Genomic DNA, 16,493 nt, shown 5'->3' with positions numbered 1-16,493 from the left:
TGTCGATTAACCATCGCATTCAATGGTCATTCCGGCTTATGAGCAGATGGGGAATTCAATGAAGTCCGGGACAAGGCACACGTGATTCGCTTCGAGAATGTCGGACTGCGCTATGGCATGGGGCCCGAAGTGCTGCGCGACGTCAGCTTTCATATCCCCGCGCGCTCTTTCCAGTTCCTGACCGGTCCTTCCGGCGCGGGCAAGACCTCGCTCTTGCGCCTGCTGTTCATGGCGCTGAAACCGACGCGCGGCCTCATCAATATTTTCGGCAAGGACATCGCCACCCTCGACCGCAGCGAATTGCCGCTCCTGCGCCGCCGCATCGGCGTTGTGTTTCAGGATTTCCGCCTGCTCGACCATATGACGACCTATGAGAATGTCGCCCTCCCCTTGCGCGTTCGCGGCAAGGAGGAGGCAACCTACCGCGCCGAGGTTCAGGAACTTCTGCATTGGGTCGGGCTTGGCGACCGCATGCATGTGCTGCCGCCGGTGCTCTCGGGCGGCGAGAAGCAGCGCGCGGCAATTGCCCGGGCGCTGATCGACCAGCCGGAAGTGCTGCTCGCCGACGAGCCGACCGGCAATGTCGATCCGCCGCTCGCCCGCCGCCTGCTTCGGCTTTTCGCCGAGCTCAACCGCTCCGGCACCGCCGTCATCATCGCCACCCACGATCTGACATTGATGGATCAGGTCAATGCCCGCCGCATGATCCTCGATCAAGGGAGGCTCGATATCTATGCATGAAGTGCTCGAGCGCCTCGACATCGTTCGCGAAGCCTTTTTCCGCCTTGTCAGCCGGATAGGCGCCGGGCCGGCTCAGACACCCATCGTGCCGCAGGGCAATGTCGCTGGCACCGCGCTCATCATCGTCATCGCCATCATGACTTTTCTCGCCTGCCTGACGCTTGGCGGCGTCAGCCTTGTGCGTGATTCGGCAGCAGCCTGGCAGAGCCAGATTTCGAAGGAAGCGACGATCCAGATCAAGCCGGTCGAAGGCCAGGACATGGAGGCGCTGCTGGCGCAGGCCGCCAAGATCGCACAAGGCTTCGCCGGGGTCACGTCGACCCGCATCGTCGACCGCGCCGCCACCGCCCGCCTGCTGGAGCCATGGCTCGGCACCGGTCTCAACATCGATGAACTGCCCGTGCCGCGGCTGGTCGTTGTCTCCATCGATGAAGAATCTCCGCCCGATTTCGGCACCTTGCGCGCAGAGCTGGTTCGCAGCGTGCCGGGCGCGAGCTTCGACGATCACCGCACCTGGGTGGACCGTCTCGTCGCCATGGCGCGCACCACCGTCCTCATCGGAATGAGCGTGCTCGCCCTCGTCATCGCTGCGACGGTGCTGACCGTCATCTTCGCCACCAGGGGCGCCATGGCCGGCAATGATCATATTATCGAAGTGCTGCATTTCATCGGGGCGGAAGGAAAATTCGTCGCCCGCGAGTTCGAGCGCCATTTCTTCCGCACCGCGCTCAAGGGCGCGCTCTGCGGCGGCGGCGTGGCGATATTGGTGTTCCTCGTCATTTCATGGTGGTCGTCGCGCAATCTGGCAACGCCGGAAGCGGACCAGGCGGCAGCGCTGTTCGGCAATTTCGCCATCGGCACCGGCGGCTATCTGGGTGTCGGAATCATCATCCTGCTCGTCAGTTTCTTGACCATGATCACGACGCGCCTGACCGTCATCACCCAGCTCAAGGAAATGGACAATCACGGCTCCGAGGCTGTTTGATGCCCTGAATCACCCGTTTTCCAAGGGGAAGGAGAGAAAATTTGCGGCCTCCGGCCATTCACCGCTATTCCCGGACTCATTTGCCTTGTATGCTATCGCAATGGAAACGCAATTCGCCTCGGTCGCTCCGGTGGAAGAAACCCACCGCGCGCATCAAGCTGAAGGCCGCGCCACCACAACGCGGGCTTCCGATGGCGAGCGCCGTCTGTTGATCCGTCTCATGAGCCGCCTGTTCACCCGCTTGCGCAAATTCTTCCAGCCCGTGACGATCCTGCTGTCGCTGATCGTGCTCGCCTTCGCGGTCGGGTTTTTCGCCTTCAGCGAGATGGTCACCGATATGCGCGAGCCGGAGACGCTGGAGGCCGCCGAGGGCATCATCGTCCTGACCGGCGGGCAGGCGCGCATCGAAACGGCGGTTGATCTCCTGAAAAACGGCAAGGGCAAGCGGCTTTTGATTAGCGGCGTGCATCCGGCGACGAAGAGGGATGCGCTGAAGCGCGTCACCCATGCCGATGACAGCCTGTTCAACTGCTGCATCGATCTCGACCGTTCGGCGCTCGATACGGTTGGCAACGCCACCGAAAGCGCCAAATGGATCAAGGCCCATGATTACCGCCACGTCATCATCGTCACCAGCAATTATCATATGCCGCGCAGCCTGGCCGAACTGACGCGCGCTATGCCCGATGTCGATTTTATTCCTTATCCGGTCATCAAGAACGATCTCAACGGGAATAGCTGGATCAAGCAGGGCGATGCGCTGCGCCTGCTCCTGATCGAATATGTGAAATATCTCCGCTCCATGGCGCGCGGTTTCTTCATGGAGCCACACGGCGCTTAAACTCTCTGGAATTCGAGAGTCTCCTGCGGTATCGATGCGCCCTACATTCCCCTCAGTCGGAATCGGCGCGTGACCACCATTATCCGTTCATTGCTGTTCAATGCGGCGCTCTATCTCAGCATGATCATCCAGATGATCGTTCTGGCGCCCATCTATTTTCTCATGCCGCGCAAGAAGGCATGGATCGTCCCGAAAAACTGGGCGCGGGTCAATCTCTGGCTGCAGAAGACAATTGCTGGAACCGATTATGTCATCGAAGGGTTGGAGAATATTCCCGAAGGGGCCTATATCTGCGCGCCCAAGCACCAGTCCTTCTGGGACACCTACGCCTTCCTGCCCGAACTCGACGATCCCACGCTGATCCTGAAGCGGGAGCTGATGTGGATTCCGCTTTTCGGCTGGTATGTCGCCAAGATGCGGATGATTCCCATCGACAGAGGCAGCCGCGCCGCCGCGCTGCGCTCGATCACGCTTGGCACGCGCAAGGCCGTTGCCGAAAGGCGGCAGATCCTGATTTATCCTGAGGGCACCCGCCGCGCGCCCGGCGCGCCGCCGCAATACAAGCACGGCATCACCCATCTTTATGCCGATCTCGGCTTGCCTGTAGTGCCCATCGCGCACAATGCCGGGCTTTACTGGCCGCGCCGCAAGCTTCTGCGCTATCCCGGCACGATCCGCTGCCGCGTCTTGCCGCCGATCGAGCCGGGGCTCGACAAGGAAACCTTCCTGAAGCGCCTGATCGAAGTGACGGAAACCGCCTGCGACGAGCTCCTGGTCGAAGCGGCGAACGATAAGAACCCGCCGCCGATGCCGCCCACGGCCATCCAGCGCTTGAAGGAATTGGGCGTCGAACCGCCGAAAAATCAGTAAGAAACCGGGCTGGGAAGCAGCGCCGCCACGCTCTCAAGGCCATGATCGCGGATGCCCATCTTGCGCAAATGATCGACCGTGCTCACGACATAATCGACATTGGCCCCTGATTGGCCCGAGGCCCCGGCGATGATCTCGGCCGCTTCCCCCGCCAGAAGCGCGCCTGCATATTGGCGGTGGCGCCGGTCGGCCACATAGGTCAGCGCCTCCACAACGCGCCCGTCGTTCAGGCGCACCGGCAGGCGCTTTTCGAAATAGACATGGCTGATAAGCTCGCGGACGCGCAAATAAGCGAGCACCTCATCGGCCAGTTCGCCCGGCACGCGGAAGGCAAGGCCAAGGCACGATCCGCCCCGGTCGAGCCCGAGCACGAGGCCCGGCCGCTCCGGCGTGCCGCGATGGGTGTGGGAGCGGATGCAGAGCGCCCTTCGATAGCCGCGAAGATGGGCGCGCGCCGTTTCAACATGGGCAAAACCCGGCTTCCACATCAGGGAGCCATAGCCAAACACCCAAAAATCGCTCATATCCATTCTTATGCTCGGCGTCCGGCGAATGCTGAAGTCATTAAATGAATAATGAGGCTTTCTTTATGCCGTCAAGCGTTTCGCAAACAAGAAAAGGCAAGGGCTGGCTGCTGCTGGCGGGCGCGCTGTTCATCGGCGCCGCCGGTTATACGGCAGGCTGGTTCTATGCCGCCGGACAGATCGAGGCCCGCGCCAAGGCCGACCTTGCCAGACTTTCCGCCAGGGGCGTTTCCGCCAATTGCGAGGATCTGCATATATCAGGCTACCCATTCCGCCTCGATGTCGTCTGTGACAGTATTTCCTGGCAGCGCCCCACCGCGGGCATTTCCTTCCTCGCCGGACGCATCCAATCCGGCTCGCCGATCTACGCGCCGCGCAGCCTGACAAGCGAAATCACGGGCCCTGCTTTTGTGAGCCTCCCAGGTCTGATGCCGCTCGAGCTGCGCTGGACCAGCCTCACCTCTAGCGCCGAGCTCATCCGCCCGATCCCGTCGCGCGTCGCCACCGATGCCAAGGATTTGAGCGTCAGCATCCGCAACGAGGCAACGAGCACCACGCCGCTGGCGCAGATCGCCAATTTGCATTTCGAGGCCAACGGCTTTGACGGCCCGTTACAGGCGAAGGCGACCTTCGATGGGCTGACGCTCTCCGAAGCGGCCATCGGCGACACCGCCTTGCCGCCGCTTGCAGGCTCCGCCGATATGGTCTTTGCCGATGCCGCAGCCATCCTCGCCCCGAGGCCGGGGCCGGTCGAAGACAGACTGCGCGGTCAGTCGGGAGAAATCAGGAAAGCCGTGATTTCGCTTCCCTCGGGCGGATCGCTCACGATTTCCGGCCCGTTCTCGGTCGACGAAGAAGGGCTGCTCAACGGCACGTTCCGTCTCAGCCTCATCAATCCGCAGGCGCTGGGTACGACAGCGCAAGAGATTTTCCCCGATCAGCGGCGCAACATCTCGACGCTGCTTTTCGCGCTCTCGGCCATGCCCAAGGATGAAAACGGCGCGCCGACCCTCACCGTCAATGTGAAGGACGGCAAGGCGACGGCAGGCTTCATCCCGCTAGGTACGATCCCGGCCCTTTGACGCAGCCGCCTGACGCCCGAAATCTGGCGCGTCCACTTCCTGTCCCGCCTCGATAATGCCGCGGCGCACGGCGCGGGTGCGCGTGAAAAGATCGAACAGGCCGTCCGCATCGCCCCAGCGGATCATGCGCTGCAACGAGGCGAGGTCTTCCGAGAAGCGGCCCAGCATCTCAAGGATCGCATCCTTGTTATGAAGGCAGATATCGCGCCACATCGTTGGGTCGGACGAGGCAAGGCGGGTGAAATCGCGAAAGCCGGAAGCGGAATATTTGATCACTTCCGACTTCGTCACCTTTTCGACATCGCTGGCCGTGCCGACGATATTGTAGGCGATGAGGTGCGGCAGGTGCGAAACGATGGCGAGCACCTGGTCGTGATGCTGCGGGTCCATCCGGTCCACCCGTGAGCCGCACGCCTCCCAGAAGGCGGAGAGCCTGGCGACGGCGTTCTCGTCGGTATTAGGCAGCGGCGTCAGGATGCACCAGCGCCCGGTGAAAAGCTCGGCGAAGCCCGCGTCCGGCCCCGAATATTCCGTGCCGGCAATCGGATGGCCGGGAATGAAGTGGACATTCTCAGGCAGTTCCGGCTGCATCTGCGCGATGACGGAGCCTTTGGTGGAGCCGACATCGCTGACGATGGCGCCCTCCTTGAGGCTACCGGCAATCTGCTTCGCCACCAGCCCGGACGATCCGACCGGCACCGAAACGATCACCAGATCGGCGTCTTTCCCGGCTTCCGCATTGTCTGTCGTGTAGCTGTCACCGAGGCCCAGCTCCTCCGCGCGGCCAAGCGTTTCCGCGCTACGGGTCGCAATGGCGATATGAGCCGCCAGCCCCTCGCGCCGGATCACCCGCGCCAGCGAGGAGCCGATCAGGCCGATGCCGACAAGCGCTATTTTGTCAAAATGAATGTCCGGCATGGTTTCACTTCAAAAATTCGGCAAGAGCGGCAACAACGCCGCGATTGGCCTCCTCCGGGCCGACGGTGAGACGCAGCGCATTGGGAAACCCATAGGAGGTGACCCGGCGCAGAATATAACCCCGCTCGGTCAGATAAGCGTCCGCCTTCTCAGCCGATTTCTCGGGATTTTCGTCAGGGAAATGGATGAGCAGGAAATTGGCGACCGAGGGCGTGACCTTGACGCCCAGCCCGGTCAGTTCTTCATGGAGCCAGGTCAGCCATTGCTCATTATAAGCGACCGCTTTTTCCATATGCGCCTTATCCTTGATAGCGGCGACACCCGCCGCGATGGCGGCGCTGTTCAGATTGAACGGCGCGCGCAGCCGGTCGATCGCATCGATGATGTGAACAGGCGCGTACATCCAGCCGATGCGGAGGCCCGGCAAGCCATAGACCTTTGAGAAGGTACGGATCATCACGACATTCTCGCTGGCCGATACCAGCTCCACCCCCGCCTCGTAATCATTGCGGCGGACATATTCGCAGTAGGCCGCGTCGAGCACCAGCAGCACATGTTTCGGCAGTCCGGCATGAAGGCGCCGCACTTCTTCGAAAGGCAGATAGGTGCCGGTCGGATTGTTGGGATTGGCGATGAAGACGGCCTTGGTCCGGGGCGTGACGGCGGCGAGAACCGCGTCGACGTCCACTCTCGCGTCCTTTTCTTTCACCGTGACAGGCGTTGCGCCCGCCGCGAGCGTCTGCACTTTATAAAGCAGGAAACCATGCTCGGTGATGATGGCTTCGTCGCCGGGCGCGAGATAGGCTTCCGCGAGATAGCCCAAAAGCTCACCCGATCCATTGCCGCACAGGATGTTGGCGGGGTTGAGGCCGTTCGCTTCGGCGATGGCCGTCTTCAGGACTTTCGATTGCCCGTCCGGATAGATGCCGAGGCCGGGCTCGACCGACCGGTAGGCCTCGATGGCATAAGGGCTCGGTCCCAGCGGCGATTCATTGGCCGAGAGCTTATAGACCTTCGCCGCGCCGGGTGTGCCTGCCTTGCCGGGAACATAAGCCGCGATATCGAGGACACCGGCTTTCGGAGTGGGACGGTCGAGCAAAGTCATGTGAACGATCCTGAAAAATAGCGCGCCACAATTTTTATTCGGCACATAATCTTATTCGAAAAGCCTGCAACTTTTCGGATCATGCTTTAGCCCATCGCTTCCATTGACGCAAAGGGGCAGGGAGCGTAAAAAGCGCTCTTAGCATGATTCCGGGACGTCGCACGCGTCCGGGTAAAATCATGCCGCTAGCGGAATTTGTGGTGATTTGGCCGGCCGGCTTGCAGCCACGTTAAACAACTTGCTAAAGTGGCCGATGGATACATGAATCCATTGGGGACCGGCCGGCGCTTATGCCCGCCGGTCTTTTTGTTTGGAGTAATGTGATGCCGATCAAGATACCCAATGAGCTTCCCGCCCGCGAAGTGCTGGTGCGCGAGGGTGTTGCCGTAATGGACGAGCGCACCGCGCTGCGCCAGGACATCCGCCCCCTGCAGATCGGGCTCTTGAATCTCATGCCGAATAAGATCCGTGCGGAAACGCAGTTTGCACGGCTGATCGGCGCTTCACCGCTGCAGGTGGAGTTGACGCTGGTGCGCATCGGCAATCACAAAGCCAAGAACACGCCGGAAGAACATCTCATCGCCTTCTACCAGACCTGGGAGGAGATCGCGGACCGCAAATTCGACGGCTTCATCGTCACCGGCGCACCTATCGAGCTTCTCCCCTTCGAGGACGTCGCTTATTGGGATGAACTCACACGCATTTTCGACTGGACGACAACCAATACCCATTCCGCCTTCTTCATCTGCTGGGGCGCGATGGCTGCCGCCTGGCATTTCCATCGCCTGCCGAAATACACGCTGGAGAGGAAGGCCTTCGGCGTGTTCCGGCACCGTAACAATGCGCCCGCCTCCCCCTATCTCGCCGGGTTTTCCGATGATTTCTCCATCCCTGTCTCCCGCTGGACCGAAGTGCGCGCCGGAGACATTCCGCTCGGATCGGGCCTCGATGTGCTGATAGAATCGGACGAGACCGGCCCCTGCCTGATAACCGAACCCACCGGCAACCGGCTCTATATGTTCAATCATATCGAATACGACTCCACCTCACTTAAGGAGGAGTATGATCGCGATGTCGCCGCCGGCGTGCCGGTTGAACTGCCGCACGGGTATTTTCCCGGCGACAACCCCCTGCATCCCCCGCTCAATCGCTGGCGCTCCCATGCGCATCTTCTCTTCGGCAATTGGATCAACCAGGTCTACCAGACCACCGAATATGACTTGGCAAAGATCGGAACCAATCGATGACCGTGCTGCGCCTGCTGCTCCTGAGCTTCGTCCTCGCTCCCCTGATGGCTGCGCCTGCCGCAGCGCAGGCCTCGCTGGCGACGCAGAAGGAGGTAAACGCCTTTCATCTCACCGATGATTTCCTGACCCGGATGGAAGCCGTGCAGGCGGAACTGCAGACGCTCAATCTGGCAGCGCAGGACGAAGAAGCGCCCACAGGACCCATAACGCTCGATTCGCTCACCGCAGGTGTCGAGAAAAGGCCCGATGTGATGGCGGTGCTCTCGAAGCATGGGGTTAAAGCGCGCGATTACATCGTCGGCTATTTCGCACTGATGGACAGCCTCGCCGCCGCCGAAGCGGAAAATGAGCCGCAACTGATCGATGAACTGCGCGACGTCAACCCTCAACACCTCGCCTTTGCGAAGCAATACAAGGCGCGGATACAGCAGCTTATTGGTGAATAGTGAATGGTGAATAGAGGACGAAGCGCCCCTATTCACCATTCATTATTTCACCACTCACTTCCGCAGCAGCCGCAGCGCATTCATCGTCACCAGCACCGTCGCGCCGGTATCGGCAAGGATCGCCGGCCAGAGCCCGGTGATTCCGATGATCGTCGTGCCGAAGAACACCACCTTCAGGCCCAGCGCAATGGTGATATTCTGGTGAATATTGCGCATGGTGCGCTTGGAGAGATCGACCATTTCGGCCACATCGCTCACCCGCCCGTGCAAGACAGCCGCATCCGCCGTCTCCAACGCCACATCCGTGCCGCCGCCCATGGCGATGCCGATGTCAGCAGCGGCGAGCGCGGGCGCGTCATTGATGCCGTCGCCGACCTTGGCGACAACAAGACCCTCGCGGCGCAATTCGCCGACGATCCGCTGCTTGTCTTCGGGCAGCAGCTCAGCCCGCGCTTCGATATCGAGTTCTCGCCCGATGGCCTCCGCCGTGCGCCTGTTATCGCCGGTCAGCATCACCGTGCGGATATCAGCCTCTTTCAGCCGCTTCAGGGCCGCCGCAGCATCGGCGCGCGGCTCGTCCCGCATTGCGATGGCTCCGGCAATACGGCCATCGGCGACGAGCACCGAGACGGTCTTACCCTCGTCATTGTAGGCCGCAATGCGGCGGGCGAGATCGTTGGGGAGCGCCGCCATCTCAGCCACCGCCTGCGGCGAGCCGAGAAACAGCTCCACCGCGCCAGCCCAGCCCGACACGCCCTTGCCGCCATGCGCCTTGTTATCCGTGACGGACATGCGCTCCAATCCGCGCGCCTCCGCCGCCGCGACGATCGCCACCGAGAGCGGATGGCTGGAGCCCGCACCGAGCGAGGCGGCGTAGCGCAGCACCTCCGCCTCGCTATTGGCGGCGGTCAGCACATCCGTCACCCGAGGCTTGCCCTCACTGAGCGTGCCGGTCTTGTCGAAGCAGGCGGCATTGATCTTGCCGATGGTTTCCAGCACCGCGCCGCCTTTCATCAAGAGGCCGCGCCGCGCGCCTGAAGAAAGCGCCGCCGCAATCGCCGCGGGAGTGGAAATGACCAGCGCGCAGGGGCAGCCGATCAGCAGGATGGCCAAGCCCTTATAGATCCATTCGTTCCAGCTCGCGCCCATGACGAGCGGTGGAAGGCTCGCGACCAGCGCCGCCACCACGACCACAAGAGGCGTATAATAGAGGGAAAAGCGGTTGATGAAGCGCTCGGTCGGCGCCTTGGCGTCCTGCGCGTCCTCCACCAGCCGCACCACACGCGCGATGGTGTTGTCGCTTGCCGCGGCGGTCACCTGGACGCGCAGCACGCCATCGCCGTTGATGGTGCCGGCGAAAACCTTGTCGCCCGCCTCCTTGGCCACAGGCGTGCTCTCGCCAGTCACCGGCGCTTCGTCGATGGCGCTCATCCCGGAGAGGACTTCGCCATCGGCGGGCACCCGGTCGCCGGGCCGCACGGCAATAATATCGCCGACCTGCAAATCCTCCGCCGGGATCTCCCTCGTCGATCCATTGCGCTCAAGAAAAGCCGTCTTCGGCACCAGCGCGGTCAGCGACTGGATGCTGGCGCGCGCCCTCCCCGCCGCCACGCCTTCCAGCAATTCGCCCAGGAGGAACAGGAAGACCACCATCGCCGCCTCCTCGGTCGCGCCGATGAACAGGGCGCCGATGGCCGCGATGGTCATCAACATCTCGATGGAAAACGGCGTGCCGTTGATCGCAGCCATGACGGCGCGACGGGCAATCGGCACGAGGCTGACGATCATCGCCGCCGTGAAGAGCCAGAGTTCGAGGGCGGGATAGAAATGGCTGAGACCGTAAGCGGCAAGGAGCGAAGCACCCGAAGCGAACAGCATCACCCCCTTTTGGCTACGCCACCACGGAGGTGTCGCGCCCTTTTTCACCGGCTTCTCCGCTGTCCCAGGAGTGTGAAGGGAGGTCCTATAGCCAAGCTCGGTGACCTTGCCGGCAATTTCCTCGGCTTTTGCCGTGCCGTCGTGATTGACCGTCATCCGGCCATGGGTGACCGAAACCGAGACATCCTTGATACCCGATATCCGCCGTACCGCCGTATCGATTTTGGCCGCGCACGAGGCGCAGTCCATGCCCTCAACCGTGAACCGGAAACTGTGCGCCGTCGCTGCGATTTCCCTCTCCTCGCCATGATCATGGTCGTGGTGATGGTCATGGGAGCCCCCGCAGCACGAATCATGGTCTTTCGGAGCGCCGGCGTTGTCGCGCGCGTGATTATGATGCGGCTTGGCATGGTCATGGCCGTCCGCTCCGCAGCAAGAGCCATGTTCACTGTGGTCATGCGGCTGAATGCGAATCTGGTTCATCATTTTGGCCCTCTTGGCATTGTCACCAACAAGGCCTACATCCTCTAGCGACTAGAGGAGCAACAGGAAAAATGCTGGCTGACGTTCCCATAGGCGAGGCATCGAAAGCGAGCGGCGTGAAGGTGCCGACCATCCGCTATTATGAGCAGATCGGCCTCCTGCCCGCCCCGCCGCGCACCGAAGGCAACCGCCGCCTTTACGACAAGCGTGATATCGAGCGGCTGGTATTCATCCGCCACGCGCGGGATCTGGGCTTCGAGATCGAAGCCATCCGCACCCTGCTCGATCTGCAGGACAATCCGGATCAGTCCTGCGAAGCTGCCGATGCCATCGCCCGCGCCCGCCTCGAGGATGTGGAAATGCGCATCCGTAAACTCCAGTCGCTCAAAACGGAACTGCTGCGTATGCTGGAATGCACCGCCCATGGCCGGATCGACCAGTGCCGGGTGATCGAGGTGCTGGGCCATCATGAGGAATGCCTGCACCGGACTCATTAAACAGAGCGGTTTACTCCGCCGGAACCGGCTCTTTGCGGCGTGACAGGATCATATCCTTGGCCGCCAAAGCCGCGCCGCAAGTGATGAGAAGGCAGGCGGCGAAGATGCGCAAGCTCGGCTCCGCCGACCCCACAATGATGAGCACCAACGTCGAAAGCAGCGGCGCCGCATAGCTCGCCGCACCCAGCACCTGGATATTGCCGCGCTTGACGCCGAAATCCCACGCATAGAAGGCCGCACCGACAGGCAAGAGCCCCAGGCCCAAAATGGCGAGCCATTGCCCTGCCGTTTCCGGCCAGACGGTCTGTTCCAGGGCCAGATGACAAAGCAGCGAAAGGATGGCCGTGACGATGCAAAATCCCGTCACCGCATCGGTCGGCACGGCGGCGAAGCGGCGCGACAGCAGCGAATAGGCGGACCAGGTGAGTGCGCATAGCCCGGCCATGGCATAGCCGAAGAGATATTTCGCCTCGAAGCCGACCCCGCCGCCCTTGGTGACGATCAGCGCCGTTCCGGCAAGGCCGAGCAGCGTCCCGGCCACATGATACCATCTCAGCTTTTCGCCCGGCATCAGCGCCGAGCCGACCACGATCAGCAGCGGCCAGAGATAGGCGATAAGGCTTGCTTCCACCGCCGGAGCGTGACGCAGCGCCGTGAAATAAAGGAAATGATAGCCGAAAAGGCCGATAATCCCGAGAGACCAGACCGCGACCGGCTGTCTCAGATGCCGCATCGCACCGGGCCGCCAGATCCAGGAAACAAGGCCGAGGCTCGCCCCGATGGCGAAGGTCATGGCGGTCAGCTGGAATGGCGGCACCGTGCCCGAGGCAGCGGTAAGCAGCGCCAGCAGCGCCCACATAACGACGGCCGAAAAGCCGATAAGCGTTGCCAGCCTGACCATTTGTCCCCTCCCGACGAAAGCCCGCGGCTTAGTTTATTTTCTCAAACCGCGTCGCATAGACCGAAACCGTCCCGATCAGCGTCCCCACGCTTGCCGCGACCGGCGCATAGATACCGGAATTGCCGAGCGAAGCAAAGGCGATGCTGATCCGGCTTTTATTTCTCAGATAGTCGATGGCCTTCTTGCCCTTCTGATAGCCCGAGATCGGAATGAACCGGACCGAGCAGGTCACCGCCTCGCCTTTGAATCCCTTGGTGGAAAAGGGCTTCGTCCCGCTATAGGTCAATTGCAGATCGGCGCGGGTCTGCCCGTCGAAAATATGCAATGTGCGCCCGCAAACCTGCTGCGGGCTCGCCGCCTCGATCATCAGCCCGCTCAGGGGATCGTCAACCGCTTTCAGATCATTCGGCCCGGTTTCGACCCAGGGCTGGCGTTTCTTGACGGGCGGCGTGTTCTCCACCGAAGTGACCGAGCCGCCCGAAAAGGCGATGGCCGTGCGCTTGTTCTTCTTCGACATCCGGTATTTCACCTCATAGGAGGAAGGCACGATGCCCTCAGCCGAAGCGCTGCCGGTGACATGGATCGTTCCGTCGACCTCATCGAAAACGCGCGCGATCCCCGAACTCGCAAGCGTCCCCGAGAGATCATAGGCGCCATTATTGACCTTGGTTTCGAAGCCGGAACGCGCGATGCTCAAGCCGAAAATCGAGATTTCGTAATCCGTCCGATAGGTGTCCGCCGCGACGGCCGGACCCGCGGCAAATCCGAAACAAAGGCCGCAAACCGCCACCCCGGCGCCCAAAGGGCGCAAAATCCTGTTAAAAGCCGCCATTTTTCCTCAACTCGCATCGTTGTTTCAGTAAGATAAGCACCGCTGCGCGGCTTGCAATCCTTACTTTCCGATTGAGCTTGACGCGGGCGGCACCTCACACTATAGAAACGCGACTTTCCCAGAAGGCCGCCTGTCCGAAAATGCGCGCCCGCAAGCCCCGCATCGCTATGCGTTCATGCGAGACGTTATCGGACATGGGAGCCTGAAAACAGAATTTGAAGGTGAGACCCATGTCCCGCGCTTGCGATTTGACCGGTAAAGCGGTCCAGTACGGCAACAATGTCAGCCACGCCAACAACAAGACGCGTCGCCGCTTCCTGCCGAACCTCTGCGATGTCACGCTGATGTCCGAAGCCCTCGGCCAAAGCTACCGCCTGCGCGTTTCGGCCCATGCGCTGCGCTCGGTCGAGCATCGCGGTGGCCTCGACGCTTTCCTGACGAAGGCGGACGAGAAGGAACTGTCGCAGCGCGCCCGTCTGCTGAAGCGCCAGATCGCCAAGAAGCTGGCCGAAACCGCCGCTGCGGCCTAATCTCTCGCATTTCTGAACATTGAGGGCCGGCTTTTGCCGGCTCTTTATTTTGTCTGCTGGTTCCATCACCCAGGATAAAAAAATGCCGAACCTCCGCTTGCTTGTTCCGTCCGTCTTGTCGATGTGCGCCGTTGTCGTCGCATCGAATATTCTCGTGCAATATCCGTTCAATCATTTCAGGCTGCATGAGATTTTGACCTGGGGCGCGTTCATTTACCCCATCGCTTTCCTGGTCAACGACCTGACCAACCGTCGTTACGGCCCTGAAGCCGCGCGGAGAGTGGTCTATGCCGGTTTCGTGATCGGGCTTGTTGTGTCGGCCTGGCTGGCGACGCCCCGCATCGCCATCGCCTCGGCGAGCGCCTTTCTGTTCGCGCAATTGATGGACATCACGGTCTTCAACCGGTTGCGCAAGCAGCAATGGTGGAAAGCGCCCTGGGCCGGTGCCATTTTCGGCTCCGTGTTCGACACGCTTCTTTTCTTTTCCATCGCTTTTGCCGCGCATTTCGCCTGGATCGATCGCCTAACCGGCATGCCGGATTCATCGCTGGCCAATCCCGTGTCGTTCTTCGGAACCGAGCTGCCGCTGTGGCTTTCGCTCGCCTGCGGCGATTTCGTGGTGAAGCTGGTGATGGGCACCGTGATGCTGGTGCCTTACGGCACGATCCTCGCCATTTTCCACCCGGCGCTCTATTCGGCGGGCCGGGCGGGGAAGGCGTAACATCTGTTTGGTCAGCGCCGCGTAACCCGCCGCCCCGCCTCATCAAACAGCGAAGCCAGCTGCTCGGTCATCGCGCCGGCCAGTTCCTCCGCATCGACAATCGTCACCGCCCGGCGATAATAGCGCGTCACGTCATGGCCGATGCCGATGGCGATGAGTTCGACGGGGGAGCGCGTTTCGATTTCCTCGATCACAGCGCGTAAGTGACGCTCCAGATAATTGCCGGGATTGACCGAGAGCGTCGAATCATCGACCGGCGCGCCGTCCGAAATCATCATCAGGATCTTGCGCTGCTCGGGCCTGCCGATCAGTCGCTGGTGCGCCCAGATCAGCGCCTCGCCGTCGATATTCTCCTTGAGCAGCCCCTCGCGCATCATCAGCCCGAGATTGCGGCGCGCGCGCCGCCAAGGCGCATCGGCGGCTTTATAGATGATATGCCTGAGATCGTTGAGCCGCCCCGGATTGGCGGGCTTGCCGCGGCTAAGCCAGGCCTCGCGCGCCTGCCCGCCTTTCCACGCGCGGGTGGTGAAGCCCAGAATCTCCACCTTGACGCCGCAGCGCTCGAGCGTACGGGCGAGGATATCGGCGCAGGTGGCGGCAACCGTGATCGGCCGTCCGCGCATCGAGCCGGAATTGTCGATGAGCAGCGTCACCACCGTATCGCGGAAATCCGTGTCCCGCTCCTGCTTGTAGGAAAGCGGCTGTGTCGGGTCGATGACGACGCGCACCAGCCGGCCCGGATCGAGATAGCCCTCTTCCAGATCGAAATCCCAGGAACGGTTCTGCTGCGCCATCAGCCGGCGCTGCAGGCGGTTGGCGAGCCGCCCGACGACGCCCTGCAGATTGGAAAGCTGCTTGTCGAGAAAAGCGCGCAGCCGGTCCAGTTCCGCCTCGTCGCAGAGATCGGTCGCCTCGACTGTCTCGTCGAATTCCTGCGTGAAGACCTGATAGTCGATCTCGGCGGCGAAATTGGCGAAAGGCTGGTTCGGGCGGCGCGCCTCGCCGGGCGTTTCGGCGTCGACATCGTCGTCGCCGTCCATTTCATCCGCAAAACTATCCGCCGCTTCGGCTTCGCCCTGCTCGCCCTCTTCGGTCGAACTCTCGGCGTCTTCGCTGTCTGCGGCGTCGGAACCCTCCTGCTCCTCCGAGCCGCCATCCTCATTATCCTCGGGCTTGGGCGTCTCCTCGTTTTCCTCGTTATCGTCGGACCCGTCCTCGGGCTTGCCCAGTTCCTCCGCCATATCCATGGCGGCGAGCATGTCGCGCACCGCGCGGGCAAAGGCCTGCTGATCCTCCAGCTTGTCGCCCAAATTTGCCAGCTTGGCGCCGGCCTTCTGCTCGATCCAGTCGCGCCATAGCTCCAGCACATTGCCCGCTTCCGCCGGAGCGGCGCGGCCGGTGAGCTTCTCGCGCACCATCAGCGCCACCGCCTCCTCCAGCGGTGCTTCGGAGCGGTCGGTTATCGCTGGAAAATTGGCGCGGGCATATTTGTCGGCAAGCATCGAGGCGATGTTTTGCCCCACGCCTTCCATCGTCCGCGTGCCGATGGCCTCCACGCGCGCCTGCTCCACCGCGTCGAAGATGGCCCTCGCCTGCTTGCCATCGGGCGCGAGCGTCGCGTGGATGCGCGCATTGTGGCAGGCGCGCCGCAGCGCCATCGAATCGCCAAGACCGCGCGTCACCGCCACATCATGAGCCGTCGCGCGCTTCGGCAGATCGGGCAGGCGCGCGCGACTTCCCGTCAATGCCGGACGGTCATTGCTGAAGGCGACTTCCATCTCGTTCGTGCCCGCCAGCGCCCGCACACAGCCGGTGAGTGCCCGCTTGAACGAATCGAGCGAGGCTTCCTGCATTTGTCCGGGCTTGCGGTTCGACTGGCTCGCCATGATTGC

16 protein-coding genes, 1 pseudogene and 1 riboswitch are annotated in these 16,493 nt (G+C 61.9%); of the genes and pseudogenes, 10 read left to right on the top strand and 7 right to left on the bottom strand.

Annotation, left to right across the window (positions count from 1 at the left end; genetic code table 11):
• Positions 1-81 precede the first annotated feature (81 nt).
• From ftsE to ACOWVG_RS05930, 4 genes are all read left to right on the top strand, one after another.
• Positions 82-741 carry a cell division ATP-binding protein FtsE gene (ftsE, locus tag ACOWVG_RS05945; protein ID WP_420960583.1) on the top strand — a complete coding sequence of 220 codons (660 nt, stop codon included), beginning with the start codon at positions 82-84 and terminating at the stop codon, positions 739-741.
• Positions 734-1,726, top strand: coding sequence for a cell division protein FtsX (locus ACOWVG_RS05940; protein ID WP_420960582.1), 993 nt, complete (start codon positions 734-736; stop codon positions 1,724-1,726). The genes ftsE and ACOWVG_RS05940 overlap by 8 nt, the downstream gene beginning before the upstream one ends.
• Positions 1,727-1,826: 100 nt before the next feature.
• Positions 1,827-2,567: a YdcF family protein gene (locus ACOWVG_RS05935; protein ID WP_420960581.1), complete on the top strand. Its 741-nt coding sequence runs from the start codon at positions 1,827-1,829 to the stop codon at positions 2,565-2,567.
• Between the two features lie 120 nt (positions 2,568-2,687).
• Positions 2,688-3,437, top strand: coding sequence for a lysophospholipid acyltransferase family protein (locus tag ACOWVG_RS05930; RefSeq protein WP_420960812.1), 750 nt, complete (start codon positions 2,688-2,690; stop codon positions 3,435-3,437).
• Here the strand turns inward: ACOWVG_RS05930 and ACOWVG_RS05925 are convergent.
• Entirely contained in the window at positions 3,431-3,961 is a 531-nt protein-coding gene (locus ACOWVG_RS05925) for a gamma-glutamylcyclotransferase (RefSeq protein WP_420960580.1), read from the bottom strand. The two genes, ACOWVG_RS05930 and ACOWVG_RS05925, sit on opposite strands and share 7 nt — an antisense overlap.
• A gap of 65 nt (positions 3,962-4,026) precedes the next feature.
• Here ACOWVG_RS05925 and ACOWVG_RS05920 point away from each other — a divergent pair, with 65 nt between their 5' ends.
• Positions 4,027-5,043: a DUF2125 domain-containing protein gene (locus ACOWVG_RS05920; protein WP_420960579.1), complete on the top strand. Its 1,017-nt coding sequence runs from the start codon at positions 4,027-4,029 to the stop codon at positions 5,041-5,043.
• On the opposite strand, the gene ACOWVG_RS05915 is transcribed toward ACOWVG_RS05920, so the two are convergent.
• Both ACOWVG_RS05915 and hisC read right to left on the bottom strand, forming a co-directional pair.
• Positions 5,020-5,961, bottom strand: a complete 942-nt coding sequence (locus ACOWVG_RS05915; protein ID WP_420960577.1) for a prephenate/arogenate dehydrogenase family protein — start codon at positions 5,959-5,961, stop codon at positions 5,020-5,022. The genes ACOWVG_RS05920 and ACOWVG_RS05915 overlap by 24 nt on opposite strands.
• Before the next feature lie 4 nt (positions 5,962-5,965).
• The gene (hisC, locus tag ACOWVG_RS05910) at positions 5,966-7,066 is read right to left on the bottom strand and encodes a histidinol-phosphate transaminase (protein ID WP_420960576.1); all 1,101 of its coding nucleotides are present in this window, start codon (positions 7,064-7,066) and stop codon (positions 5,966-5,968) included.
• Positions 7,067-7,253: 187 nt separating this feature from the next.
• Positions 7,254-7,332, top strand: a riboswitch (SAM riboswitch).
• A gap of 57 nt (positions 7,333-7,389) precedes the next feature.
• Between hisC and ACOWVG_RS05905 the strand changes: the two genes are divergently transcribed.
• Positions 7,390-8,313, top strand: coding sequence for a homoserine O-succinyltransferase (locus ACOWVG_RS05905; protein ID WP_420960575.1), 924 nt, complete (start codon positions 7,390-7,392; stop codon positions 8,311-8,313).
• On the top strand, positions 8,310-8,759 hold the full coding sequence (locus ACOWVG_RS05900; RefSeq protein ID WP_420960574.1) for a hypothetical protein: 450 nt from the start codon (positions 8,310-8,312) through the stop codon (positions 8,757-8,759). The genes ACOWVG_RS05905 and ACOWVG_RS05900 overlap by 4 nt, the downstream gene beginning before the upstream one ends.
• Positions 8,760-8,813: 54 nt before the next feature.
• Here ACOWVG_RS05900 and ACOWVG_RS05895 read toward each other — a convergent pair.
• Positions 8,814-10,973: pseudogene (locus ACOWVG_RS05895) on the bottom strand (heavy metal translocating P-type ATPase); the annotation flags it as partial.
• A gap of 221 nt (positions 10,974-11,194) precedes the next feature.
• On the opposite strand from ACOWVG_RS05895, the gene ACOWVG_RS05890 reads away from it, so the two are divergent.
• Entirely contained in the window at positions 11,195-11,617 is a 423-nt protein-coding gene (locus ACOWVG_RS05890) for a MerR family transcriptional regulator (RefSeq protein ID WP_420960809.1), read from the top strand.
• Positions 11,618-11,627: 10 nt separating this feature from the next.
• On the opposite strand, the gene ACOWVG_RS05885 is transcribed toward ACOWVG_RS05890, so the two are convergent.
• Together ACOWVG_RS05885 and ACOWVG_RS05880 are read right to left on the bottom strand one after the other, a co-directional pair.
• A complete protein-coding gene (locus ACOWVG_RS05885) occupies positions 11,628-12,518 on the bottom strand; it encodes a DMT family transporter (RefSeq protein WP_420960573.1) in 891 nt (296 codons plus the stop codon).
• A gap of 28 nt (positions 12,519-12,546) precedes the next feature.
• On the bottom strand, positions 12,547-13,350 hold the full coding sequence (locus tag ACOWVG_RS05880; protein ID WP_420960572.1) for a DUF3108 domain-containing protein: 804 nt from the start codon (positions 13,348-13,350) through the stop codon (positions 12,547-12,549).
• A 230-nt stretch (positions 13,351-13,580) separates the two neighbouring features.
• On the opposite strand from ACOWVG_RS05880, the gene rpmB reads away from it, so the two are divergent.
• The gene (rpmB, locus tag ACOWVG_RS05875) at positions 13,581-13,880 is read left to right on the top strand and encodes a 50S ribosomal protein L28 (protein ID WP_420960571.1); all 300 of its coding nucleotides are present in this window, start codon (positions 13,581-13,583) and stop codon (positions 13,878-13,880) included.
• 82 nt (positions 13,881-13,962) lie between these two features.
• The gene (locus ACOWVG_RS05870; protein ID WP_420960570.1) at positions 13,963-14,601 is read left to right on the top strand and encodes a queuosine precursor transporter; all 639 of its coding nucleotides are present in this window, start codon (positions 13,963-13,965) and stop codon (positions 14,599-14,601) included.
• An 11-nt stretch (positions 14,602-14,612) separates the two neighbouring features.
• Here the strand turns inward: ACOWVG_RS05870 and cobT are convergent, their stop codons facing one another.
• Positions 14,613-16,487, bottom strand: coding sequence for a cobaltochelatase subunit CobT (gene cobT / locus ACOWVG_RS05865; protein ID WP_420960569.1), 1,875 nt, complete (start codon positions 16,485-16,487; stop codon positions 14,613-14,615).
• Between the last annotated feature and the right edge of the window lie 6 nt (positions 16,488-16,493).

The organism is Brucella sp. IR073 (assembly GCF_049065735.1).
GTDB lineage: Bacteria > Pseudomonadota > Alphaproteobacteria > Rhizobiales > Rhizobiaceae > Paramesorhizobium.
Note: the sequence above shows the minus strand (reverse complement) of the source record. Positions and strands in the feature narration are given on the sequence as shown.